Source organism: Leminorella grimontii, from assembly GCF_039789245.1.
Taxonomy (GTDB): domain Bacteria; phylum Pseudomonadota; class Gammaproteobacteria; order Enterobacterales; family Enterobacteriaceae; genus Leminorella; species Leminorella grimontii.
On sequence record NZ_CP146357.1, the window covers coordinates 105376 to 130140 of the forward strand.

The window sequence follows — 24765 nt, forward strand, 5'->3', positions numbered from 1 at the left end:
GAGGCCGAGCCGGGTACGCCAGTACCCGCGTCAATGGAGCCGACGCCGCATCACGTCAACGCCGCAAAATAAACCGTCTGCTGCATATTGGCCTTACGCGCTTCGGCAAAGCCTTCACGGACCAGCGTTTTAAGATCGCTGCGCGCGGTGTTGTCCGACACGCCTAACCGTTCGGCGATGTGCGCTACGGTAATCCCCTGACTTTCGTCGGCCAGCATAATGTTCAGCAAAGTGACCTGCCGCTGCGTCAGGCGTTGTAACGCCCCTGAGTCAAAAAGCGTTCTGTCGAGTCGTGCGCGGCGCTTTATGACGGTATCGATGTGGCCATAGAATTTATCTAACGCCCGCTTCACGATGCCCAGCTGATATTCGAGAAAATAGGTTAAATCCATGCCGTCCGTTTCAGTGTACTGATAGCTATAGGCATATTTAGTCGACGCCGCGTAAAGCAAACTGCTGATAGAAATATAGCGAAACGCCTCGTACCCTGATTTCAGCATAAACCAGTAAAACAGGGCCCGCGCGGTTCGCCCATTGCCATCCCGGAAAGGATGCTCGTGTGCAATCATGAAATGCAGGATACAGGCGCGAACCAGCGGATGAACGTAGGTTTCGGCATCCGCATTTACCCATGCACATACCCGCTCGAGCCGTTCGTCAATATGCTCGGCCTTTGGCGGTTGATGAACGACGTTGCCGTCATAATCGGCGATAACAACGTCGTCAGTGGTCCGAAAGTGGCCCGGTGCGTACTTCCTGTCGTCAATGCCCGTCATGCCGACCGAATGAAAATGGCGAATAAGCGCGGGAGTGAGCTGTTCATCAAGGCGTGCGGAAATTTCGCCCATCAGCCGGGCGTTGCCGACGATCATCTGTTCGCTCTCCGTGCGCGGCTTGCGCCCCGTTTCCAGCATGTTTTTCGCCACCTGCGTGGTGGTGTTGGCCCCTTCCAACTGGGCGCTGGTAATGGCCTCATCGAGTCGCAGTTGGCTTAGCATCGCGCCAATATCCTGTAGCCGCTGCTGCTGTTGAAGCAGGGCCTGGGCCGTTGCGTATTTATCCACCCGTTCGCACACTTCCGACATCAGCGGCGTGTTATTAAACCCTGCGCGTTCACCCTGCTCATTGGCATAGTTGAGAAACTGCATCGCGGCGCTACGCGCGCGCCGGGTGAAGCTCCAGGCAAGAACCGGGTCCTGCCCTTTGTTAACGCGGAACTGAAACTCGTCCCATGGGAGATAGCGCCCTTTATCATCGACAACGCGTGACCAGGAGGCGTAAGACGCCAGCTGTTCGCCGGTGATATGGCTCAATGGGACGAGCGCGGGAGGTCGTTTAATCGCCATGGAGAACTATCTCAAAAAATAGGAATATTGAGATAGTTTAGCGGATGGGGGCAGAATAGCAATGTTGCTTGTTGATGACTGGCGTATTCGTGGTAGCGCCACCGCCAGCCTCTGTTTCTGAAGCTCATCAAACGGCCTCAGGCGCGCCAACGCAAAAAAATATTCCGACCAGCCATCGCGACCAATCGGAATATCCACTAACGCCTACATGAACGAAAAAGAAAAAACCTACGTCAACGACCCCAATATCTTCAACTCCAGCTCGTCCGGCACTTCGTTATAGGAGAGCACCTGCAACCCCGGCGCAAACAGCCGCGCGTAGCGCGACAGCAGCGGGCGCAGTAGCGGGGCGACCAGCAGCACCGGCTCTTTGCCGGCGGCCTTCATCTGCTCTTGTATCTGCGGCATGTTGGTCTGGAACTGGCTGAGCATGTTGGGATCGACCGGTACGCTGTCCAGCGACGTCTTGCCGCCCTGCTGGGCCTGGTTGACGACGCTGAGAAGCAGGTTTTCCAGCTCGTTGTTTAAGGTATAGACCGACAGCTCGCGGTGGCGGGCCAGAGACTGCGTAATGCTTCGGCGCATCGCCAGGCGCACGTCCGAGGTAAGGAGGATCGGGTCCTTGGTGTTTACGCTAGCGGTGACCAGCACCGTTGCGACGGTGACGATATCCCTAAGCGAAACGCCCTCGGTGAGAAGCTGACGATACACCTTTAGCAGCTGGCCATAGTTCAGCGCCGCGCCGAGGTCTTCGGCAAGCCTTGGCGCCATCGAGCCCAATCGGTTGTGCAGATAGGTGATGTCGTCGTAGTTGAAGAGCTCGGGAATGTAGTTGCGCACGGTTTTGTTAACGTGCGTCGCGATAACGCTGGCGGTGTCGATAACCTGATAGCCGAGATTGAGCGCTTTGGCCTTCTGCGTGGGCTGTATCCAGGTGACCGGCATACCGTAGGCCGGATCGGTGCCTAAAACGCCGTCGATTTCTCCGTAGGTTTCGCTGGAAGGCAGCGCCATCAGCCTGTCGGCAGGGACTTCCCCCTCGGCGGCGTTAATGCCGTTGATGTAGATGGCGTACTGCGTCGGCTTGAGGCGGAAGTTTTCCCGTATGCGAATTTCCGGCAGAAGAACGCCGTTGTTGTCGGATATCACCTGCCGCACGCCTCGAATGCGCTGGGTCAGCGGGTTGCCCTTGGTCTTATCCACCAGCGAAACCAGCTTGTAGCCGAGGCTCAGGCTGATGGGCTCAATCAGCGGAATGGTTTCCCAACTGACCTGCTGCTCCGCCGTTTCGGTGATGGACTTGCTCAGGTCGGCCAGGCTTTTTTCATCCGTCTCCGCTACCTGAGGGCGCTTACTCTGGCGCCATGCGACAAAGCACAGCAGGGCGGTAAAGGCCAGGAACGGCAGGTGGGGCATACCGGGCACGATGGCCAGCACGAACATAACGCCGGCGGCGGTGTAGAGTATCGACGGGGTTGCCAAAAGCTGCGAACGCACGTCGGTCGCGATATCGCCGCTGTCGCTGATGCGGGTCACGATAACGGCGGCGGCGGTAGACAGCAGCAGCGAAGGAATTTGCGCTACCAGACCGTCACCGATGGTCATCAGCACGTACTGTTGGAAGGCCGCTTCGGCGCTGAGGTTGTGTTTGAAGATGCCGATGCAGATACCGCCAATCATGTTGATGGCGAGGATCATCATCCCGGCGATGGCGTCGCCGCGCACAAACTTCGAGGCGCCGTCCATCGCACCGTAGAAGTCGGCTTCTCCCGCCACTTCTTTACGTCTGGCCTGCGCCTGCGCCTGGTTGATAAGCCCGGCGTTCAGGTCGGCGTCGATAGCCATCTGCTTGCCCGGCATGGCGTCCAGAGTAAAGCGCGCGGAAACCTCGGAAATACGCTCGGCGCCCTTGGTGACGACGATAAAGTTGATGATCATCAGGATGATGAACACCACAAAACCGACCACGAAGTTGCCGCCGATCACCACCTGACCGAAGGATTCAATCACCTTACCCGCCGCGCCTACGCCCTCGTGGCCGAACAGCAGGACCACGCGGGTCGACGCCACGTTGAGCGTCAGGCGCATCAGTGTGGTTATCAGCAGTACGGTTGGGAACAGGCTGAAGTCCAGCGGCCGCTTGGTGGAGACGCTGACCAGCAGCACCAGCACCGCCAGCACGATGTTGAAGGTGAACAGTATGTCCAGCAGCATCGGCGGCAGCGGTAGGATAACCATCGCCAAAATACACAGCAGTACCAGAGGAACGCCAAGGCGTCCGCCCCGTAAGGCTGTCAGCACTCGTTTAATCATTTTCTGTATCCTGTTTCAACGCCTCTTGAGGGATGGATATGTGTTGGTTTAGGTGCGGGCGATCCTGCTGGCCGGCGCGCCAGCTCTTCAGCTGCAGCGTGTAAGTCAGCACGTGAGCGATGGCCCGGTAAAGCTGGAAGGGGATCTGCTGGTTAATCCGCGTGGTGTAGTAGACGGCGCGCGCGAGCTTTGGAAACTCGACGACTTCGATGCCGCTCTCTTTCGCCACCTGACGGATAAACAGCGCAATCTCGTCGGTGCCTTTAGCGACGACGAACGGCGCGGCGGCGCGTGATTGGTCATAGCGCAGCGCGACCGCGAAGTGGGTCGGGTTGACGATCACCACGTCGGCGCTCGGCACCACTTTGCGAATTTGCCCCATCGCCATTTGCCGCTGTAGCCGCCTGATTTTCGCTTTGACTTCCGGCTTGCCTTCCTGGTTTTTGTACTCTTCTTTCACTTCCTGCTTGGTCATCTTCAGCCCGCGGGTGAACATGAACTTCGCCAGCGGAGCGTCCAAGAGTGCGAAAAAGGCGAAGAGAATAATGAAGTTGAGCATGATGCCGGCATACAGCGACAGGCCAGTGGTAACGGCCTGATAGAAAAAGTGGTTTTGCAGATTAAGAAAGCTGTGGAAGTTGCTGCGCAGGCTCAGCCCCAGCATTACCAAAACGATAATCGCCTTGAGCGCCATCTTGCCGGTTTCTACCGTATGCTCTTTGGAAAACAGTTTGCCAAACCCTTTTAGCGGATTGATTTTGCCGAAGTCAGGCAGAATTTTTTTCGGTACGACGATCCAGCCGCCCGGCACCAGCGATGCCGCTGACGCCGCCAGCGGTATCGGCAGCAGCGTCAGGATGAACTTGCTTAAGACGAGCAGGTTATGCAGTAAAAATTGGCCGATGATGGCGTCGTCGCCGACCTGCTGCGCAAACTGGTGTACGGTAATGAACCCTTCGCGAATAAAGTCGCAGTACCACGGGAAACTGGTGCTGAGCACCAAATACGCGGCGAACAGCCCTGCGGCCAGGCTCACGTCTTTGGAGCGGGCGACCTGCCCCTCTTCGCGCGCTTTGCGAAGCTTCTGGGCGGAGGGTTTCTCGCTTTTTTCTTCGCTGCCGTTATCAGCCATGAGCGGGAACCCTCAGCGCATCGAGCTGTTGCAGAACAAAGTTGACCAGATGCAGATAGCGATCCGGCATGCAGTAAAGCAGGGCGGCGAAGCACACCAGCCCGAACAGCATGTTGATGGGAAAGCCTAACGAATACAGGTTGAGCGCCGGCGACACGCGGTTGAGCAGGCCAAAGCAGCCCTGAACGATAAGCATCACGAAGGTGGTGGGCAGGGCCAAAAGCGTTGCCGCGCCGAACGTCCAGGTCATCGCCAGCGCGATGCTGCGAAGCGACTGGGGCGTCAACGCGTTGCCGATGGGCCAATAGGTGAAGCTTTTGTACAGCACGCTAACCAGCAGCAGGTGGCCGTCCATAATGAAAAACAGCAGTGCGGCGTAGATATAAATAAACTGGGACAGCACGGTAACGGACGCTCCGCTGGACGGATCGTTCATTACCGCCATGCTCATGCCCATGTTGAACGAGAGGATCTGCCCCGCCAGCTGCAGGGCAAGAAAGATAAACTGAAACATCAGGCCGAACATCATGCCCCAAAGGATTTGCTCTACCGTCAGCACCAGCGTGTGCAGGCTGAGCAGCCCGGTGGGAACCGGGTGCGGCACCAGCGGCGTAATGATGACGGCCAGCGCCAGCGCCAGCAGAACCCGTACGCGCGAAGTCAGGGCCGTGTTGTCCAGCACCGGGCTAAAGCGAATAAAGGTCATTATGCGCACAAAGGGGTACCAAAGCCCCAGCACCAGGTTGCTGAGCGTTGTGATATCCGTCTGGATCATGTCAATTCACCAGCGTTGCCGCTTGAGTAAACAGGTGCATGCAGAGATCGTGCAGCTGAATGAGCATCCACTTACCGCATACGGCCAGTACTACCAGCGTGACGATAAGGCGAGGCAGGAAGCTGAGCGTCTGCTCGTTGATTTGCGTGATTGCCTGAAAAACGCTGACGCAAAGCCCGACCAGCAGGCTTGGCACCACCATAACGGAAACCAGGATAATCACTATTTTAATACCGCTGCCGACGATGTCGGCGGCGACGTCAATGGTTAACATAGCGGCTCCTACCCTAGTCCCAGACCGCGAATGCTGGCCGTCAGCGTGCCGACGGTCAAACCCCAGCCGTCAATCAGCACGAACAGCATCAGCTTGAAGGGCAGCGAGACGATAAGCGGCGACAGCATCATCATCCCCATCGCCATCAGGACGCTGGAGACAATCAGATCGATGACCAGAAACGGAATGTAGATCATAAAGCCTATCTGGAAGGCGGTTTTCAGCTCGCTAAGCACATAGGCCGGAACGACGATGGAAAGATCCTGATCCGCCGCTTCGCCTTTCGCGTTGGCGATGGTCATCACCTGCGCCATCGCCTTCTTGTTGGTTTGCGCCAGCATAAAGCGTTTGAGCGGCGAGGCGGCCTTGTCGAGCGCCTGCGACATGGTTATCTGATCGTTTTCAAACGGCACGACCGCGTTGTCGTAGATGTTTATCCAGATAGGGCGCATTACCAGCATCGTCAGCGACAGCGCGATGCCTATCAGTATTCGGTTTGGCGGCGTCTGCTGTAGGCCGAGCGCCTGACGCAAAAGCGACAGAACGATAATGAAGCGCGTGAAGCTCGTCATCATCAGCACCATCGTCGGCAGCAGGCCGACCAGCGTCATCAGGATGAGCACCTGAATGTTGACGCTGTATTCCTGCGTGTCGCCGTGGGTTGCGACGTTCAAAAGTGAAATATCGCCGCCCTTGGCTAAGACAAACGGCGACGCGACCATCAGAACGAGGCCTATTGCCGAACCGATAAGGGTCGATTTTTTCATGGGTTCAAGTCGTCAATGCTGTTCGTATTGAATTCCAGTACCCTCAGGCCGTATTTTTCATTAACGACCACCACCTCCGCCTTTCCAAGCAGGATGTTATTGACCTTGATGTCCAGCGGTTCGCCGGCCAGCTTGTCTAGCTCAATCACCGTATCGTCGTCGACGTTGAGCAGGTCAGCCAGCACGATCTCCACCGAGGCGACCTCCAGCGTGAGCGTGACGGGGATACGCTTTAGAAGTGGCATAGAGTCCGTAAGCCTGACTGCATCCGGCGTCGACGCCGAAGGCGTGCGGCGTGGGGATGCGCTGGCGGCGTCCTCAACGTTGAGTTCCAACCCTTGCTCAAGTGAATCTTCTTGGTTACTCATAGGATTTCTCAGTGGTGGTTTCCGTAATTTCTGACAGGTAAAGTTTTTCCCGATCTTCAACAATCAGAGCGTGAAATATTTCTGATTTCCCGATATAGACGGGAAAGGTCTCCGGCAGGCTGATGGGCAAAATGTCGCCCGCTTTCAGCGTCGCTAAATCCGCCACGCTTAGGGGGAACTGGGCGACGTTTACTCGAAGAGTCAGCGGCAGCGTATTGGCGAGTGCGTCAACCGCCGCGCGTCTGTTTTCCAGGCGCTGCCGGGCGTCTTCCGGCGTACGAGCCGTCTCTTTTTTACGCAGGAAGTTGAGAATGTGGTCGGTGTGAGCGTCATCCAACAGAATGTAAAAGCGTCCGTTTTCATCGTCAGTCAGGTTGAGGGCTATCTGATAGGCCCAGCGCGTGCATACCGTACTGGTGTCTATCTTGATAGACAGCGGTATGCCAAGCGTATCCTTATGAAAGATAAGGCTGCAGATGTCCATCGCCAGGCGGCTTTTTAGCCGCATTTCGGTTTTTGTCGGGCGGTCGGGCGACGCGTCGTCTCTGGCCTCTTCCAGCCCATAGAAGTTGCTCAAAAGCGTCAGCAGTAAAGGGCGGTCGATGTCAAAGGCCAAGTGGCCGACCTGCGAGGCCATCAACTCGGCGGTTTTGTTGGTAACATCCATTTCGCAGTCGATCTTTTTTAACGTAATGCTGGTGCGATGTTTTTTCAAAAAGTAGTTATTCAGTCGGGAGTCAATAACGTCAAACTTACTCATAAACATGGTTGGAAGACGGTGATAAGGTCGGCCAAGTCTGTTTCCTTCGAGCTTAAATATGCCCGGGGTTTGGCTGTATTTCAGCATGGCGTTCACTCTCTGAATAATGACATAAGTTGTATGGTTAATTGTGCTTTTTACTCACCGCTAAAAAATATTTATTTTTGCATTTAAGTTTTGTTCATTAAATGCAGCTATTAATAGTGGAGAGAAGGAAATCGTGTTTACAGATAAAGTCTTCGACTGAAACGAAGGCGGTATTTAACAGCAAGTCTATTGTTATGGCAATGGGTAAAAGGCTTTAATATATTATAAATAAATAATTTTCATATTCTTGATATTAGCTCATCTTCCGGCGCTGATACGATTTTCTGCGTCTATCTTATTGAATATTATTAATTAATTTTTTAATTATTCATTTATGTCAACACTCTTTTGATTACGATGGTACTATCCTGCTCGTTCTGAGTTTTCTTTCATTATAGAAATGAACGGAAAAAGAATAACGCCCTTTGCTTCATGCTCATATACATTCTTTTTTATCTGATTTTGAATGTGTCCTTATTCATCTCAATTTTGAGTTAAGCGTTGTAGCAAACGTGAGTGTGAATGCGTTGGGTGGCAAATAAGTGAAAGAGCGACCGCGTGAGTTTATGGCGGCTGTTTTACTTTATCGTGTATTTCTTATTAACCAAACAACTGAATAGGATTAAAGATGTCGGGATTTATCGCCGAAGCGTCCGCCAGCATCAAAGTATTGTCACTGGCCAAACGCGTAGCTTCTTTTAATATACCTGTATTAGTTCAGGGCGAAACGGGAACGGGTAAAGAGTGCATCGCCAAGCTCATTCATTCTCTGGCGTTTCCTGAACCTCAGGATGCTCCTTACATCGGCGTCAACTGCGCCGCTATTCCGGAAAACATGCTGGAAGCGACGCTGTTTGGCTATGAGAAAGGCGCGTTTACCGGCGCGGTGTCTGCGGTCCCCGGTAAGCTTGAGATGGCTAACGGCGGCACGCTGCTGCTTGATGAAATTGGCGATATGCCGCTGGCCCTGCAGGCGAAGATTTTGCGCGTGCTGCAAGAGCATCAGGTTGAGCGCCTCGGCAGCAATCGTTCGATCCGCCTGAACTTCCGCCTTATTGCCTGCACCAATAAAAACCTGGAGGCCGAAGTGGCCGCCGGGCGCTTTCGGGAAGACCTTTACTATCGCCTTTCCGTTGTGCCGATTTCTATTCCGCCGCTGCGCGAAAGGGTCGGCGACATTTTGCCTTTGGCCGAACGGTTTATACAAAAATACGCCACGGCCTTCGGCCGTCAGGCTACGCTCTCTGAATCAGCCAAAACGGCGCTTTTGAAGTACGGCTGGCCGGGCAACGTTCGCCAGTTGGAAAACACCATTCAGCGCGGCATGATTTTAAGCCGGGACGGCGTCATCGTTCCGGATTCGCTGGGCCTGCCTGCATCAACCTCCTCTTCTTATGTAGAACAGCCGTACAAAGAGAACATTTCCCATATCGCTATTTGCCCGCAGTCGCAGCCGCAGGAGAGCGACAGCCTGGGGGAACACGGCCGTTTTGCTCAGTACCAGTACATTGCAGACCTCATGCGCAAATACCACGGCAATAGAGGAAAAATCGCCGACCTCTTGGGCATTACGCCGCGGGCGCTGCGCTATCGGTTGGCCTCCATGCGTAAAAACGGCATTGAAGTGCAGTTTTCCTAAGCCTGATTTGCTTTTTCGTCACGTTCCGCTTTTGAATCAAACAGGATCAATACCATGATAATCACGACCGGCAGCGCCATTGAGTCTCAGCTGACGCAGGAAATGGGTCGAATGAAAACGCTGGCGGAATCGCCGGTGAGCCCCGCTTCCTCTTTGGATACGCCGTTAGCCTCAAAAGCGAGCGGTGACGTTTCGTTCAGCCAGGTGATGAATTCCGCCCTCGGGCGCGTCGACGAGGCGCAGCGGACGGCGTTGGAGAGCCAAACCGCCGTTGAAATGGGACAGAGCGACGATCTGGCCGGCGCCATGATCGCCAGCCAACAGGCATCGCTAACCTTCTCCGCGCTGGTACAGGTGCGTAATAAAGTCGCAAGCGGTTTTAACGATCTGATGAGCATGTCTGTGTAATCATTATGAAACTCACCTCATTGAAAGACCTGGCGGGACCTCTGCTGGGGAAACTGCCGAAGGCCGACGGCCTGATAAAGTGGGGCCTGCTGGGCCTCGCGGCGTTTGCAGCGACAGCGGCGATCGTCGCCCTGCTGTGGAACGGCGAAGGGGACTATACGGCGCTGTACGGCGCGCAGGAAAACCTGCCGACCTCCCAGATCGTTACCGTACTGGACGGGGAAAAGCTTGAATACCGCATTGACCCCAACAGCGGACAAATTCTCGTGCCGCGAGCCGCGCTGTCGAAAACGCGCATGACGCTTGCGGCAAAGGGCGTTCAGGCCATTTTGCCCAGCGGCTACGAGCTGATGGATAAAGACGAAGTGCTTGGCAGCAGCCAGTTCGTTCAGAACGTGCGCTATAAGCGAAGCCTTGAAGGCGAGCTGGCGCAGAGCATCATGACGCTCAACGCGGTGGAAAGCGCCCGCGTTCAGCTGGCGCTGAATGAAGAAAGCTCCTTTGTCATTAACAACCAGCCGGAGAACAGCGCCTCCGTCGTGGTGCGGCTGCGCTATGGCGTCACTCTGACCGACGACAACGTCAACGCCATCATCCACCTGGTGTCGGGCAGCATTCCCGGCCTCAAGCCTTCGCGCGTAAGCGTGGTGGATCAGGCGGGCAATCTGCTTTCTGACGGCGTCAGCGAAGAGGCGCAGTCCGCCGGCGCCACGCGTAAAAGAGACCGCCTGCTGAAAGACATTCAGGACAAAACGCGTGCCAGCCTCTCCAACGTACTGGTTTCGCTGGTCGGCCAAAACAACTTCCGCGTCAGCGTCATGCCGCAGCTGGATCTCAGCCAAATAGACGAAACGCAGGAGCGCCTGGGCGATACGCCGAAGGTCAGCCACGAGAAAAGCTCTCAGGAGCATAATACCGACAAGCTGGCGATGGGTATTCCCGGCTCCTTAAGCAACCGTCCGCCGGAAACCGGCGCTGCCGCCCCGGCAGCCGGACAAAACGGCGGCGATGCCGCTAATGCGCCGTCACAGGCCCTTTCCCAACATACGGAAAGCCAGCGCGACTACGCCTACGACCGCACGGTACAGCACATCCAACATCAGGGCTTTGAAATTAAGCGCCTGAACGTCGCGGTCGTGCTTAATCAGGATTCGCCAACGGTGAAAGGCTGGACGCCGGAACAGCGCGAGCAGGTGACGGCGCTGCTTAACAGCGCCGCGGGCATTAACGCCGAACGCGGCGATAAGCTTTCTCTGTCAACGCTCTCCTTCCTGCCCGCCGCTCAGCCGGTTGAGGAGAAAGAGCCCTGGTGGCAGAACGCGGGCATTCTGGCCTGGGCGCGGCTGGGCGGCGGGATCCTGTTGGTGCTGGTGCTGCTGTTCGTCGTGATTCGTCCGTTGATTAAACGGCTGTCCGCGCCGAAAGAGCGAGCGCCCCTCAGCGAAGAACCGGCCTCCGCCTTGCCGCAAGAGAGCGATGAACGTAACGCCGATCCTTCCGGAGAAGATGAGCGCAAAAACGTCGATCTGCCTTCGTTCTCCGGCGATGACGGCCTGCCGCCGCAAAGTTCCGGCCTGGAGACCAAGGTGGAATTCTTGAAGAAGCTGGCGATAAACGATACCGATCGCGTCGCCGAAGTCATCAGACAGTGGATTACCAGCAATGAGCGAATTGACAACAAGTAAGAGCGGCACCAGCTATCTGGATCAGGCGGCGATTCTGCTGCTGTGCCTCGGAGAAGAGGCTGCCGCGACGGTGATGCAAAAGCTAAGCCGTGAAGAGGTGGTTCGCCTGAGCGAGCACATGGCGCGGCTGTCGGGCGTGAAGACCAGCCAGGCGAGGCGCGTCATCAACCACTTTCTCGATGAGTTCCGCGAGCAGAGCGGCATCAACGGCGCGTCCCGTTCGATGCTTCAGGGCATTTTGAACAAGGCGCTGGGCGGTGAAATCGCCAGCAGCGTGATTAACGGTATTTACGGCGACGAAATTCGCACCCGCATGGCGCGCCTGCAGTGGATTGAGCCTCGCCAGCTGGCGGCGCTGATTTCTGAAGAGCACCTGCAGCTTCAGGCGGTTTTTCTGGCCTTCCTTACGCCGGAAATCGCCGCCGAAGTGCTGTTTTTTATGAACGAGCCGATTCAAAACGAGATCCTCTATCGCGTCGCCAAGCTGAGCGACGTCAACCGCGACGTGGTGGACGAGCTGGATCGCTTAATCGATCGCGGCCTGTCCCTGCTGGCGGAGCACGGCTCCAAAGTGAAGGGCATCAAACAGGCGGCTGACATCGTCAACCGCATTCAGGGCAACCAGCAGCAGATCCTCGAACATCTGCGCGAGCTGGACGAAGAGGTGCTCGAGCAGCTGCAGGACGAAATGTACGACTTCTTCATTCTGGTGCGCCAGACCGAAGACGTTCGCCGTCGCCTGCTGGAAGAAGTGCCGATGGACGAATGGGCCGTGGCGCTCAAAGGCACCGAGGCGCCGCTGCGGCGTGCGATTTTCGGCGTCATGCCGAAACGGCAGGTCCAGCAGTTGGAAGGCATTACCTCTCGCCTTGGGCCGGTCCCGGTCAGCCGTATCGAACAGGCTCGCCGCGACATTATGCAGGTTGCCCGCGAGCTGGAAGAGGCGGGCGACATCTCGCTGCAGCTGTTTACCGAAAGAACGGCGGAGTAATAAACCATGGCGTTGGAAACACTGCGCGGGCGCTATCGCCTGCACCGCTTTCCTCCTCGCAGTCGTCTGCACGTGGAGCTGGAGCCTGGCCTGTCGTCGGCAGACTTTCAGCGCCGCCTGATGGACGGCTTTCAGGAGGGGATGCAAAAAGGCTTTGAACAGGGCATGCAAGAGGGCCAGGAGCAGGGCTTTAGCGAAGGTCGCCAAAAAGGCTACGACGAAGGCATGCGCGAAGGCTACGCCGAGGGCAGCCTCGCCGGGCAGCGCGAAGGGCTTAACGCCTTCACCGTCGCCGCCAAGCCGCTGGATGCCGCCGTCTCGAGCCTGAACGACTATCTGGCGCACATCGAGCGCAAGCAGCGCGAAGAGCTGCTGACGCTGGTAGAGAAGGTTACGCGTCAGGTGATCCGCTGCGAACTCGCGCTTCAGCCTACCCAGCTGCTGGCGCTGGTGGAAGAGGCGCTCGGCGCCCTGCCGTCGGCGCCCGCTTCGCTGCAGGTGCTGTTAAGCCGCGAAGAGTTTGAGCGCATCCAGAACGTCGCGCCGGACAAGGTCAGCGAATGGGGGCTAACCCCCAGCGCGGACCTTGGCGCCGGGGAGTGCCGCATCGTGACCGATACCGCAGAGCTGGACGTCGGCTGCGAACAGCGGCTTGAACAATGCATGTCGGCGCTGAAGGACACCCTGACGCCGGAGGCGGGCGATGAGTGACGCCTCGCTTTTCGGCAGCGCGCTGAAGTCGATTGAATCCATCCCGCTGGCGCGAGTCGCCGGCAGGCTGGTGAGAGTCAACGGCATTCTGCTTGAAAGCGTCGGCTGCCCGCTAGCAACAGGGCAGCTTTGTCGCGTCGAGGGCGCCGACCGCTCGATGATAGAAGCGCAGGCGGTAGGGTTTAACCGCGATATCACCTACCTGATGCCGTTTAAGCAGCCGGTGGGGCTGATGGCCGGCGCACGGGTGTTCCCCGAAGATAAAGCGCAGGACATCACCATAGGCGAAGGCTGGCTTGGCCGGGTGGTTAACGGCCTCGGCGAACCGATTGACGGCAAGGGACGGCTTACGGGCAGCTGCGTGCTGTCCCCTATCGCACCCTCGGTGAATCCATTGACCCGTCGCTCCGTTAACGAGCCGCTCGACGTCGGCGTTAGGGCCATCAACGGCCTACTGACCATCGGCAAGGGGCAGCGCGTGGGGCTGATGGCCGGCAGCGGCGTGGGTAAAAGCGTGCTGCTGGGCATGATAACGCGCCACACCCGCGCGCAGGTCGTGGTGGTTGGGCTTATCGGCGAACGCGGCCGTGAAGTGAAAGAGTTTATTGACCATTCTCTGGGGGCAGAGGGGATGGCCAAGTCTATCGTGGTCGCCGCGCCCGCCGACGAATCGCCGCTGATGCGCCTGAAGGCGACGGAGCTGTGCCATGCGATTGCCGCTTGGTTTCGCGACAGCGGTAAAGACGTGCTGCTGCTGGTGGACTCCTTGACCCGTTACGCAATGGCGCAGCGGGAGATCGCCCTTTCTTTAGGGGAGCCGCCCGCCACCAAAGGTTATCCCCCGTCGGCCTTCGGCCTTATTCCTAAACTGGTTGAAAGTGCCGGCAACAGCGAAAGCCAAGGTTCCATGACGGCCATTTATACCGTACTGGCCGAAGGCGACGACCAGCAGGACCCGATCGTCGACTGCGCCCGCGCCGTGCTGGATGGTCACATCGTATTGACCCGCAAGCTGGCGGAATCCGGGCACTACCCGGCGATCGATATCGCTCAGTCGATAAGCCGATGCATGTCGCAGGTCACAAGCCCCGAGCACCTGCGTTCAGCGCGGCAGCTAAAGCAGAACTATGCCTCCTATATGGAGATTAAGCCGCTTATTCCCCTCGGCGGCTACGTGGCTGGAGCCGATCCGTCCGTCGATCGGGCGGTGAAGGTCTATCCGTCAATTGAACGTTTTTTACGTCAGGACGTCGCAGAAAGCGCGCCGCTTGAGCAGGTGCAAACGCGGCTGGCGACGCTGTTTCCGTCCGGTAAAGCGGAGAGTAGTCAATGAATCAGACAGTCATGACGCTGATGCACCTCAAGCGGCTGCGCGGTAAAGCGGTTACCGAAATGACCGTTGAGCTGGCCAAGCAGAAGCAGGTTGGCATCCGTTACGATAACAACATCAAGGCGCTGGGCTATTTGCTGCAAAAGAACGACGTCGGCGGCGCCGGCTCGTCTAATGCGGAGGCGTTGAAAAACCTGTCCGGCTATAAGGGCAGCCTTCAGCGGGTTATCGAATGGCAAAAGCAGGAGAAGGCGCTGGCTAAGGTGAAAGAAGAGCGCATTCAAAGCGACCTGACTGACGCCGCCTGTAGGGAGAAGGGCATTGCCGTTGCGCTTGAGGAACGGCAAGAGGCGCTGGCCCACGACGCGGACATCAAGCAGCAGAAGACGATCGATGAAATTGCCGGCCAGTGCTGGCAGCGGAGGATGCGGGGGCTGTTTTGAGTTCGATTGATTGGCAGTTTGTCGACAAAGTGGTCTATATCAACCTGGCGAAAAGGCGCGATCGCAATGAACAGCTGCAAAAGCAGCTGGTGGCTCTGGGTATAAGCAAAGAGAAGGTTCTGCGCTTTAACGCGATTGAAGAATCTCCCGGCTATATCGGCTGCGTTAAGTCTCACATCGCCGTTCTGCTGTTGGCGATGAAGGAAAAGTGGAACAACGTCCTTATCCTTGAGGACGACGTGACGTTTATCCATGAAGAGAGCGCTCGCGTGCTCATCAATCGCCTGTTTCAGACGCTGAAAAACGTAAAGTGGACCGTCGCCTTCCTGGCCGCACACCACTATCGCGTCACCCCGTTTAAGCACGTCAACTATCTGGTGCGCGTCAATAAAGCATGGTGCGCCTGCGCTTACCTGGTCCAGCGTGACTACTATCCCATCCTGTTGGAAAACTATTTGCAAAGCCTTTATCACCTTGAGCGCGGCGGCTTGCCGAGCCGCTACGCGCTGGACGTAAACTGGTGGTCCCTGATGGAGAAAGACTGCTGGCTGGGGCTTTTCCCCAACGTTGCCTATCAGGCCGCAGACTACAGCGATATTGAAAAGGGCGTGGTGGACTACCGCGAGCTGTTTTTTAAGCCGCTGTCGGAAGTGGTGGGGCAGGAATAAGCGGACGGCTCATCATCGTTTTCCTAATGCCGCATCCCGAATTTATCGGTAAATTCGGGATGCGGTTGGCCGTTCCGATTAGTTAAACAGCTTGCTTTTTATACTCTCGAGCAGGACGTGCTCTTCCTTGTTCTCCTCAAGCGCCCTAATAATCTCCTGCGCCGCGCGCTCCCCCGCTCGTCCGTCCATATAGGCGTCGCAGTACCTGCGTCGTAAATCTTCCATATCGGCGCCGCTCGGCTCGGCCAGGCGTTGTCGCAGTTCCGCAACGTCGCGGGCGGCGGGCAGATGGGCACGCAGTTCACGCGAAGCGTCGTCGGCCGTTTGAATGGTCGACTGCTCCTGCGCCTGCAGCACGATGGCGCGTTTACCCGCGTGGAGAGCATCGAAAAGGCGGGCGTCGTCGTCGGAGAGCACCACGTCGGCCTTTTTGAGCAGCGGCAGAAGCAGCGCGTCGTCGTTAACCGCGCGTTTATACAGGCGTTTAAACGAAGCCAGCGGAGAGCGGGCGCGCAGGTCGTCGTCGTTGTGCAAGAGCGTCACCAGATTGAACTCCTGGCTCAGCGGCTCCAACTGCTCCGCCCATTGGAGCATCGACGCTCGCGCGTCCAGCGACGGCGCGTAGAGCAGGGTTGGCTTGCGTTCGTCGAGGCGAAGGGAGGACAGCGTGCTCAGGTCGACGCGATCCTGATGCCAGTCGTCAAAGCGCGGATCGCCGACGATGACGGCGCTGTCGTTAATGGAGAGCGCGCGCCTGTCGTAGCTGCTGTAACAGAGCTGGCGCTGATAGAACAGGTTCCACCAGGCGAAGTTCCAGACCGCGTTTGTCTGCGTCGGCATGGCTCGAACGTTGACTTCCGCCAGCCCCTTTATTTTAGGCGTGTAGAACGGGCTGACCAGGCAGGCATAGCGCTGCCGGCGATTTTTGACTTCGCTAAGCGGGCTGCCGCTCAGTTCGCGGTTTTCCAACGATGCCAGCAGTCGCTTAATGCCGTCAAGGCGCTCCGGCGGCTGGGCGTCGTCAAGGAGCAGATCGCAAGCGTAGCCCGCAGCCTGAAGCACTGGCAACACGGTGCGATAGAGCTGATAGTGAAAAGGGTTGCCAATATAAAAGCCGATCTTTTCACCCAGCAGGTTGGCTATCGGCTGCTGGTTGGCCTGTAGCTTCTCCGTCCGGTGGTTTTTATTAACTCGGTTAAAGTAGAAGCGAACGTTGTCGCTCTCTTTTTTCTCAATATCGCTGTAGCCGGCCCGCTGATAGCTGAGGCTTGGGCTGCACGCCAGCCATTTTCCCTGTTCAAGCAGCGGTCGCCACTGTTCTTCAAGCGTGGCCGAAGGGTCAAGGGTCATTTGCTGGGCGAGCGTCGCATAGTAGGGCGCGTTGACCAGATAGGCACAAACGCGCTGGCAGTCGGCGGCGTGTACTATTCCGGGCAGGCTGTTGAGCGGTCGGCCTCGGTTTATTTGTCCGCCCAGAATGACGGCCTGCCAGCCCAGAGCGGAAAGCGAATTGGAAAGCCCGTTCAGGGCGTTGACGTACTTTTCCTGCTTGAGCAGCACGGCGTCGTCTTCCAGCAGCAGATAGTTTTTCCAGCCTTCCCGCTGCGCCATTTTCAGCGCTTCCAGATGCGAGCGTCGGCGACCGGCGTGGCCGTCGTCGTCTTCGCAGGCGCTGAGGCGAACGATTTTATCGGTCGGCGCTTGAAGCTGTGCGAGCTCTTCGCTTATTTGCCGCCAGCGATCCGTTCGGCGGTCCAGGTTGATGACCACCACCTTATCGATAAATCCCCACTCGATCGGGCGGCTGTGGGTGGCGTTGTGCAGGCTCTGGTACCAGTTTTTGAGCATGGCGTCGCTGACGACGTCGTCCAGCGCCGCGTCGAGCGATTCGCTGTTGCCGAGCACGAAGTCTTTGTCGAAGGTGTTGTGACTGTGGGATACGCACATGATTGTGCGCTCCCCCGGCAGCTGCAGCGGCGAAACGGTAAATCCGTTGGTAAACGCCAGCTCTTCGCCCAGATTGCAGTCATCGTCATAGCGATGCTTTTTCAGGTAGTTGCGGTGATAGCAGAACGTACCGTTCAGAATGTGCTGGTTGCCGAAGCTGTGGGTCTTGAACAGGCGGTTAATGTGGCTATACCAAATGGGGATCTGATCCGAACCGGAGATGGTTGCCCCGTGCTTTTGCATCATCTCGATGGTGTAGCTGATTTTATCCGCCGGGTAGTAGTCGTCATCATCCATACAGAGGATATATTCCCCCTGCGCCAGCTCGTTGAGCATGTTGCGCTTTTTGCCGAGCGCCAGGCGCTCCGGGTGGTGAATATAGCGAATGTTGAAGCTTTCGGGGCGGCCTTGCGTCAGGGTATTAATAATGTCCTGATGGCTTTTCGGCGAGTCGTCCAAAATAACCAGCTCCCTACATTCTGCCGGATAGTCCTGATAGCGGTACATATACAGCAGGTAGGGCAAAAATTCGGCACGGTTAAACGTCGGCGTGACGACGCTGACAAACGGCAGCGACCGACGGTTTTCTGTGGATATGGCTTTCATGCGAATAGTCTTTGCGTTTAGTTTGTGAGTAGGGAAATGGCGCTGAGGATTTCATCCTGCCTGTGCGGCGCCAGAAGCGCCTCTTTTTCCTCGTCGGCCAGCGGGCCGCAGCGCCAGGCTTCAAACATCGCCACCAGGCTGACGAGAACGTCGTCGCTCAAGTCGTCGCCGTCCATCATCCACAGGCAAAGCAGGCTGCGAAGCAGGAAGTAGTCGCTGACTAACGTCAGGTAGCGTGCGGGCATTGGCTGCGTATCGTGATGGGGAAACGTCTCGTGATACAGGCGATAGTAAAGGTAGTTGATAAAGACCCAGGGCATGTCGGCAAACCGGGGAACGCCGCGCTCCCGCCAGACGTCCATCATTTGCTGATGCAGGCGTGAAAGGCCGTTGTCGTCCTGCATCTGGAACAGGCCGATTTGTAGCTGTACGGCCTGCTTGCGCGGGCTTTCCGGCAGGAGGCTCCAGTCAAAAGAGAATGTTCCCAACGCGCCGGTGAGCTGGCGCTGCAGCGTCGGAATAGAGGGAAGTTCGTTAAACTGGCACTGTAGCGCCCCTTCGCGCACAAGCTCTTCAAGCTTTTTCGGCAGCGTGGCAATGACCTCCGGCGTCGTCACCTCTTCTTTGTCCAGCTTGGCGGCGTAGGAAAGGAGAATGCCGAGGGCATAAAGTCGCGCTTCCGGCGTAAGGCCGGGGAGGCCCACGGCGTCGAGCGAGGCCTGATTGAGTGATTGAGCCCAGTCGGGCAGGGCAGGGAAGTCCGCCGACGCTTCCCGCATGGAGACGTTTAGTTCCAGTGCGCTGCTTGAGGCAAGCAGCGCACGGCAGCGCTCGCTGTCGTTTAACGGCAGGCTCAGGCGGACTTCGTGTTGCCAGCACAGGGACAGCGGTTTGCTCGCGGTCTGGGAATTATTGTTAAGGTATTGCCGAACGAATTCTGGCTCGTAGCACTCAATCTGACTCATCGCGTTTTGCTCTTTTTGTATATGCCCGCAGTTTTACAACTCGCATGTTCAGGGCATAGGGATAGACGTTGCCCGTAAGGGGCGTGCTAAGGTCATAGCAATTGATGTGCCAATTATTTTACTTTTATTATTCAACTGGTTATTTATTTTGAGGGAAGTAGGGGAAATGGAACTTCCTTACAAACGGCTTTCAGGCTTGGGGAAGCGCAGGCGCAGCGCGCCCTCGGCCAGGACGTTCATCGCGGCCGATTGAGGCGCTTGGTTTTTTGTACGAGCGTTCTAAGGGTGGTAGAGGAAGTCCGGTTCGGTACCTAAAAAAGACTGCGCAAAGGCGTTTTGCATGGTTAGCAGTTCGCCATTTTTTTCATTCCACGCTTTGCAACCGGAAACGCGTTTTTCCAGCTGTTTCCAAGCGCCCTGCGCTCTGCGCTTTTGTTCCGCGGGCAGCCAGGAGAAAACCTGTTCCATTCCGTTCTTGTCCAGCGTTACGCCAAGCTGCGTAAGCAGCGTACGGCGCAGCCGCGTACCCTCTTTCAGCTGTTCATAGCTGTCGGTGATTTGGTCGTTGACGCTTGCCAGCTCGTCGCAGTCGCGCTTGATAATGCACAGGCGCTGGCGTTCCAGCAGGTGGCGCAGCGTCAGATAACGTTCGTCGTCAAGTACGATGCCATGCAGCAGCGCTTTTACCGATTGAAGCTTATCGTTCACGTTGGTCTACTCGTTGTGAGAAAAAAAGTTGAGCATAGATTTGGCCAGATCGTCGCTGTCGACCGTCAGCTCGCCGTTGGCAAGCGCGGTGCGCATGGCATCCACCTTTGCCGCGTCGATATCGCTGTCGTCGCTGCTCAGGGTTTCCTGAGCGGACTGCAGGCCCAGCTGGACGATGTCGTCAGCCGAGGGCGTCGCGGGCACGGGCGTTTGTGCCGATGCGGTCGTGGCCTTTGTGTCTTTTTGCGTCTGTAGACGAGCCGCCTGGTTGGCAATTGGCATTGGCGTAATTTTCATACGGACCTCACGCATTGTTGTTTCGCTTTATATATGAGTGTACTCAACTAAAGCGGCGCGGCAGTTACAAAACTTAAATGTTTTTTTCAAACATGTTCGCCGGTCAGGAGCCCGCGGCTACCGCCTTAACGACGCCCTTATCGGTAACGACTGCGCTGACCGTTCTCTGGCTGCTTTCATTGCGTACTTTAATGACGTCGCCTTTGCGTCCGTTTTTCAACGCGATACCCTCCGTTTGGGCGGTCACGTTGTCGATGCTTGAAATAAGGCTGACCTCATCGTCCCTCTTAACCAGTATAGGCGACTGTAGCGCGCCTTTGGCGATAGGGCGTAGCGGCAGCAGAGTGCGCCCTGCGGTCATGCCGACCACCTCGTCGTCGTTGACGACGAGGTCGCCGTGCTGGTGGCTGAGGTTGTACTTTTTAGACACCAGCTCGTCTTCCGTTATCACCGTTCCGCGCGTGATTTCTTCACGCGGCATAAGGACCGACACGTACACGTCGGGCTTTACGTCGACGCGGATATGCCAGCCTGCGCCATCGGCACAGCTTACGTCATAGTTGAGGCGGTTAAGCGAACCGGACGCATGAGCCGGCGCATCGACCTTAAGGGCTGCGTTACAAAAGGGCACGTTGGCAACGGATGCCGGAATGAAAACGTTCATTTTGTAGTAGTAGTCCTGCCAGCGATTCTGCTTGGCCAGACTGTCGATTTCGTCCCCGGCCTTTTTGATTACGGCGGCGTTAACCTGCTGCCGGGCGCTCTGCGCGGCAGCCTGCGGAAGCGCGGGTGCACAAAGGGCGGAAAACGTCATGCCGAAAAGGGCAGTAAACAGCGCGCTTTCCGCCGTCAGGCGGAAACGATTTTTCCTCTTGGGAAAGGCGACTTTCATAAACACGTTACCTGTCAATCAGTTAAAAACTGGCACGCAATTTGCGTACTCGACCTGCGCGTTCATGTTTAGCCTAAGAGATGTCAACGTTATGGGAATGAGTTTTCAACAAGCGTGGGGTGTTCACCCACAGGCGGTAAAGCTTCGTCTTGAGAGGACCGAGGTGCTTACCGCGAATTTGGCGAACGTCGATACGCCAAACTTCAAGGCTAAAGATATTGATTTTGCCGCCGAGATGCAACGATTAAATCAAACGGGAGAAATGTCAACCCCGACGGTGAAGTATCGCGTACCGATGCAAGCCTCGGAAGACGGCAATACCGTAGAGATTAACACCGAGCAGGCCGCATTCTCGCAAAACAGTTTGGATTATCAAACCAGTTTGACCTTTTTAAATATGCAAATCAGCGGATTACGGTCCGCTATTGAAGGGAAATAAGTCATGTCTTTTAACGACATTTATCAGATATCTGGCTCGGCGATGACGGCGCAAACCGTCAGGCTTAATACCATCGCGAGCAATCTGGCTAACGCACAGTCCCCTGCGGCGAGCGCAAAGGACGTCTATAAGGCGCGCAGCCCGGTGTTCGCCGCCGTCTATAACAACGGGCTTATCGCTCAGGGGCGTCATGACATCGATGGCGCCAGCGTTCGCGTAATGGACGTACTGCAAAGCGGCGGGTCGGTGAAACGCTTCGAGCCGCACCATCCGCTGGCGGACCGCGACGGCTATGTGTATTACCCCGACGTTAACGTTGTCGACCAAATGGCCGACATGATGTCCGCATCAAGGGACTTCGAAACCAACGTCGACGTGCTTAACAACGTAAAAAGCATGCAACAAAGCCTGCTGAAGCTGGGGGATGGAGCATGAGCAGCGTAGCCTTATTAGCGGCATCGGCTGAAAAAACGCAGTCCGACAGCGCGTCGACGGTGGCCGGCAATACGCTGGGCGCAGAGTCGACCAACGGCAATTTAACCAGCGACAGCGCCTCTTCAAACTCAAACAGCAGTTCATCGAGCGCGACAACGACCACGACGACCGACGACAGCGCTTCAATGGCGGATACCTTTCTGACGCTGTTTGTCGCAGAAATTCAAAATCAGGATCCGACCGATCCAACGGACCCGACGGAATATATCGATCAGCTTTCTTCTATGGCTCAGGTGGCGATGGCGGAAGAGATGTCGGTTGAAATGAACACTAACTCGGTGCTGATGAGCAACCTGCAGGTGATGGCGCTCGGCAACATGGTGGGCGATGAAATCATGGTGCAGACCACGTCGGTTGACGTAAGCGACCAGACGATCCACGGGCGAGTCACTCTGTCCGATGCCTGTACCAACGTAACGCTGCACTTTACCGACGACGCCGGGGACGACTACACGGTCGATTTGGGAGAACAGTCTCCGGGGCAGGTCGACTTTGATATCGATCCTGCCGACTACGGCATCCCGCCGGGCTCCTATCAGGTTTCCGTCGTGACCAACACCGGCGAAGAGGAAGTGCCGGTAGAAGTAGCCGGCATGGTGACCGACGTTCGCATTCCGCTCGACGGCGGCACGCCGGTACTGAACGTCACGGGCGTAGGCGAAGTGCCGTTCACCATGATTAGTCAGTTCGGCACACCGGACGATGATTCCACGGATACGACGGCCTAATACCGTTTTTGATTATTTTTAATAAGAGATTAGTGAACCATGAGCTATGAAATAGCAGCAACCGGCCTTAACGCCGTAAACGAACAGCTGGACGGCATCAGTAACAATATCGCCAACGCCGGAACGGTAGGGTATAAGTCGACCACGACCCAGTTTTCTTCCATGTATGCGGGCTCGCAGGCGATGGGGGTCAGCGTGGCTGGCACCGCGCAGAGCATCTCCCGCGGCGGTTCAATGGTTTCTACCGGCAACGCGCTGGATCTCGCCATCAACGACGACGGCTTTTTTGTCATGCGCGACGCGGCGGGCAACGTCAGCTATACCCGTGCCGGTTCGTTTACGACGGATAAAAACGGCTATATCGTCAATCCGTCAGGCGACTACTTACAGGGCTATCCGGCTAACGCCGACGGCACCTTGCAAACCGGTACGGTTGCCGATCTTCAGATTAAAACCGGCAACATCCCCGCAGAAGCCACCGACAGCATGACGTTTTCCGCCAACCTGGACGCCAGTTCTGATGCGATCGATACTGCCGCCGTGCCGTTTAGCCCAACCGACGCGAATTCCTATACTTCTACCTATACCACGTCAGTGTACGACTCGCTGGGCAATGAGCACTCGGTCAGCCAGTACTTTGTCAAAACCGACAGCAACACTTGGGAAGTTCACTACAGCTTCGACGGCCAGGAGCAGACGGGCACGACCACGACCCTGACGTTCGATCCCAACACCGGACAGCTGACCTCACCGACCGGGCCGATTTCTCTGACGTTCCCTTGCGATGACGCGGCGCCTATTACCATGACGCTCGACTATTCCAGCTGTACCCAGTACGGCTCAGAATTTTCCGTCGCTACCAACACGGCCAACGGCTATGCCTCCGCTCAGCAAAACGGCGTGCAGATCGACGACAACGGCGACGTGTATGCGACCTACAGCAACGGCGAACGCATGCTGCAAGGGCAGGTCGTGCTGGCGACGTTCCCGAATGAAGACGGGTTGGAAGCGGTCAGCGGCACCTCATGGGTTGAAACCGGAGAGTCCGGTACGCCGATTATTGGCGCGCCAGGAACCGGTTCATTAGGCTCGCTCTCTTCCGGCGTGTTGGAAAGCTCCAACGTCGACATCACCAGCGAGCTGGTGGAGCTGATGACGGCGCAGCGCAACTATCAGGCTAACACCAAGGTGATATCGGCCAGTACCGAACTCGACCAAGCGCTGTTCCAGGCAATGTAAGGGGCGGCGACCAATGGATCGTTTGATTTTTACGGCGCTTAGCGGCGCCCGCCATGCGCTGATGGAGCAGCAGGTCAGCGCCAATAACCTGGCGAACGTGAACACCGCGGGCTTTCGTCGCGATCTGGAGCTCTCGCAGAGCAATCAGGTGCGCGGAAACGGCTTTGCTACGCGCTTTATGTCGCAGGAAGAAAAAAGCGCCGTTAACGACGCTCCCGGCGTCGCTGAACGTACGGAGCGTCCGCTGGACGTTGCCATTCAGGGTGAGGGCTATATCGCCGTTCAAGGCGAAGGCGGTCGTGAGGTGTATACCCGCAACGGCAACATTCAGCAAAACGATCAGGGAATGCTGACCGTTAACGGTTACCCGGTGGTTGGCGACAACGGCCCGATTATCCTGCCGCCGAACGCGATTGCCTCCTTTGGCAGCGACGGCACGATTTCCGTCACGCCGGACGACGGCGACGTCACCGCCACGATGGACGTTGACCGGCTAAAGCTTGTCAACATTCCGGTCAACAACCTGACTAAGAACGCCCAGGGCATGCTGGTGACCGCCGACGGTCGCCCGGCCCAGCGCGACGAGAACATCAAAGTCAGCGGCGGTTATTTGGAAGGCAGCAACGTATCGGCCATCACTGAAATGACGGCCTCCATTTCACTCAATCGCCAGTTTGAAGCGCAGATCAAAATGATGAAGACTGCTGAAGACTTAAGCGACGCAGGCAACCGGTTACTGCGCGGTTCCTGAT

The 24765-nt window shown here is 56.7% G+C and carries 26 protein-coding genes; 13 read left to right on the forward strand and 13 right to left on the reverse strand.

Going from position 1 to position 24765, the window contains the following annotated elements:
- Positions 1-50: 50 nt before the first annotated feature.
- From V8L73_RS00555 to V8L73_RS00590, 8 genes are all read right to left on the reverse strand, one after another.
- Complete coding sequence (locus tag V8L73_RS00555) at positions 51-1346, reverse strand: Fic family protein (RefSeq protein WP_347253880.1); 1296 nt, start codon at positions 1344-1346, stop codon at positions 51-53.
- A 228-nt stretch (positions 1347-1574) separates the two neighbouring features.
- On the reverse strand, positions 1575-3659 hold the full coding sequence (gene flhA / locus V8L73_RS00560; protein WP_347253881.1) for a flagellar biosynthesis protein FlhA: 2085 nt from the start codon (positions 3657-3659) through the stop codon (positions 1575-1577).
- Positions 3652-4791, reverse strand: coding sequence for a flagellar type III secretion system protein FlhB (gene flhB / locus V8L73_RS00565; RefSeq protein WP_027273726.1), 1140 nt, complete (start codon positions 4789-4791; stop codon positions 3652-3654). Before flhB ends, flhA begins: the two co-directional genes overlap by 8 nt.
- A complete protein-coding gene (gene fliR, locus V8L73_RS00570; protein ID WP_027273725.1) occupies positions 4784-5566 on the reverse strand; it encodes a flagellar biosynthetic protein FliR in 783 nt (260 codons plus the stop codon). Before fliR ends, flhB begins: the two co-directional genes overlap by 8 nt.
- 1 nt (position 5567) lies before the next feature.
- Entirely contained in the window at positions 5568-5840 is a 273-nt protein-coding gene (locus tag V8L73_RS00575) for a flagellar biosynthetic protein FliQ (protein WP_027273724.1), read from the reverse strand.
- A gap of 8 nt (positions 5841-5848) precedes the next feature.
- A complete protein-coding gene (gene fliP, locus V8L73_RS00580) occupies positions 5849-6607 on the reverse strand; it encodes a flagellar type III secretion system pore protein FliP (protein WP_261831830.1) in 759 nt (252 codons plus the stop codon).
- Complete coding sequence (locus V8L73_RS00585) at positions 6604-6975, reverse strand: FliM/FliN family flagellar motor switch protein (protein ID WP_027273722.1); 372 nt, start codon at positions 6973-6975, stop codon at positions 6604-6606. The genes fliP and V8L73_RS00585 overlap by 4 nt, the downstream gene beginning before the upstream one ends.
- Positions 6968-7822, reverse strand: coding sequence for a FliM/FliN family flagellar motor switch protein (locus V8L73_RS00590; RefSeq protein WP_261831829.1), 855 nt, complete (start codon positions 7820-7822; stop codon positions 6968-6970). The genes V8L73_RS00585 and V8L73_RS00590 overlap by 8 nt, the downstream gene beginning before the upstream one ends.
- A gap of 628 nt (positions 7823-8450) precedes the next feature.
- Here V8L73_RS00590 and V8L73_RS00595 point away from each other — a divergent pair.
- From V8L73_RS00595 to V8L73_RS00630, 8 genes are read left to right on the forward strand one after another with little or no spacing between them, the layout of a single operon-like run.
- On the forward strand, positions 8451-9461 hold the full coding sequence (locus tag V8L73_RS00595; protein ID WP_027273720.1) for a sigma-54 interaction domain-containing protein: 1011 nt from the start codon (positions 8451-8453) through the stop codon (positions 9459-9461).
- 54 nt (positions 9462-9515) lie between these two features.
- Complete coding sequence (locus tag V8L73_RS00600; RefSeq protein ID WP_347253882.1) at positions 9516-9869, forward strand: flagellar hook-basal body complex protein FliE; 354 nt, start codon at positions 9516-9518, stop codon at positions 9867-9869.
- A 5-nt stretch (positions 9870-9874) separates the two neighbouring features.
- Positions 9875-11554 carry a flagellar basal-body MS-ring/collar protein FliF gene (fliF, locus tag V8L73_RS00605; RefSeq protein WP_051155592.1) on the forward strand — a complete coding sequence of 560 codons (1680 nt, stop codon included), beginning with the start codon at positions 9875-9877 and terminating at the stop codon, positions 11552-11554.
- Positions 11532-12545, forward strand: a complete 1014-nt coding sequence (locus V8L73_RS00610; protein WP_027273717.1) for a flagellar motor switch protein FliG — start codon at positions 11532-11534, stop codon at positions 12543-12545. Before fliF ends, V8L73_RS00610 begins: the two co-directional genes overlap by 23 nt.
- 6 nt (positions 12546-12551) lie before the next feature.
- Positions 12552-13256 (forward strand): flagellar assembly protein FliH, encoded by a 705-nt coding sequence (gene fliH / locus V8L73_RS00615; RefSeq protein ID WP_261831828.1) that lies wholly within the window; start codon positions 12552-12554, stop codon positions 13254-13256.
- On the forward strand, positions 13249-14589 hold the full coding sequence (gene fliI, locus V8L73_RS00620) for a flagellar protein export ATPase FliI (protein WP_261831827.1): 1341 nt from the start codon (positions 13249-13251) through the stop codon (positions 14587-14589). The genes fliH and fliI overlap by 8 nt, the downstream gene beginning before the upstream one ends.
- Entirely contained in the window at positions 14586-15029 is a 444-nt protein-coding gene (locus V8L73_RS00625) for a flagellar FliJ family protein (RefSeq protein ID WP_027273714.1), read from the forward strand. Before fliI ends, V8L73_RS00625 begins: the two co-directional genes overlap by 4 nt.
- Complete coding sequence (locus V8L73_RS00630; protein ID WP_347253883.1) at positions 15026-15697, forward strand: glycosyltransferase family 25 protein; 672 nt, start codon at positions 15026-15028, stop codon at positions 15695-15697. Before V8L73_RS00625 ends, V8L73_RS00630 begins: the two co-directional genes overlap by 4 nt.
- A gap of 78 nt (positions 15698-15775) precedes the next feature.
- Here V8L73_RS00630 and V8L73_RS00635 read toward each other — a convergent pair whose 3' ends face one another.
- From V8L73_RS00635 to flgA, 5 genes are all read right to left on the reverse strand, one after another.
- Entirely contained in the window at positions 15776-18250 is a 2475-nt protein-coding gene (locus tag V8L73_RS00635; RefSeq protein ID WP_347253884.1) for a glycosyltransferase, read from the reverse strand.
- A 17-nt stretch (positions 18251-18267) separates the two neighbouring features.
- On the reverse strand, positions 18268-19215 hold the full coding sequence (locus V8L73_RS00640) for a hypothetical protein (protein WP_027273711.1): 948 nt from the start codon (positions 19213-19215) through the stop codon (positions 18268-18270).
- Between the two features lie 279 nt (positions 19216-19494).
- Positions 19495-19923, reverse strand: a complete 429-nt coding sequence (flgN, locus tag V8L73_RS00645; RefSeq protein ID WP_027273710.1) for a flagellar protein FlgN — start codon at positions 19921-19923, stop codon at positions 19495-19497.
- A gap of 6 nt (positions 19924-19929) precedes the next feature.
- Positions 19930-20220 carry a flagellar biosynthesis anti-sigma factor FlgM gene (gene flgM / locus V8L73_RS00650; protein WP_027273709.1) on the reverse strand — a complete coding sequence of 97 codons (291 nt, stop codon included), beginning with the start codon at positions 20218-20220 and terminating at the stop codon, positions 19930-19932.
- A 103-nt stretch (positions 20221-20323) separates the two neighbouring features.
- Entirely contained in the window at positions 20324-21112 is a 789-nt protein-coding gene (gene flgA, locus V8L73_RS00655; protein ID WP_347253885.1) for a flagellar basal body P-ring formation chaperone FlgA, read from the reverse strand.
- A 91-nt stretch (positions 21113-21203) separates the two neighbouring features.
- Here flgA and flgB point away from each other — a divergent pair, with 91 nt between their 5' ends.
- From flgB to V8L73_RS00680, 5 genes are read left to right on the forward strand one after another with little or no spacing between them, the layout of a single operon-like run.
- Complete coding sequence (gene flgB / locus V8L73_RS00660) at positions 21204-21551, forward strand: flagellar basal body rod protein FlgB (RefSeq protein ID WP_027273707.1); 348 nt, start codon at positions 21204-21206, stop codon at positions 21549-21551.
- A gap of 3 nt (positions 21552-21554) precedes the next feature.
- Positions 21555-21986, forward strand: a complete 432-nt coding sequence (gene flgC / locus V8L73_RS00665) for a flagellar basal body rod protein FlgC (RefSeq protein WP_347253886.1) — start codon at positions 21555-21557, stop codon at positions 21984-21986.
- The gene (locus tag V8L73_RS00670; RefSeq protein ID WP_261831823.1) at positions 21983-22774 is read left to right on the forward strand and encodes a flagellar hook capping FlgD N-terminal domain-containing protein; all 792 of its coding nucleotides are present in this window, start codon (positions 21983-21985) and stop codon (positions 22772-22774) included. Before flgC ends, V8L73_RS00670 begins: the two co-directional genes overlap by 4 nt.
- 39 nt (positions 22775-22813) lie before the next feature.
- A complete protein-coding gene (flgE, locus tag V8L73_RS00675; protein ID WP_347253887.1) occupies positions 22814-24013 on the forward strand; it encodes a flagellar hook protein FlgE in 1200 nt (399 codons plus the stop codon).
- 13 nt (positions 24014-24026) lie between these two features.
- Positions 24027-24764, forward strand: coding sequence for a flagellar basal body rod protein FlgF (locus V8L73_RS00680; protein ID WP_027273703.1), 738 nt, complete (start codon positions 24027-24029; stop codon positions 24762-24764).
- Position 24765: the final 1 nt, after the last annotated feature.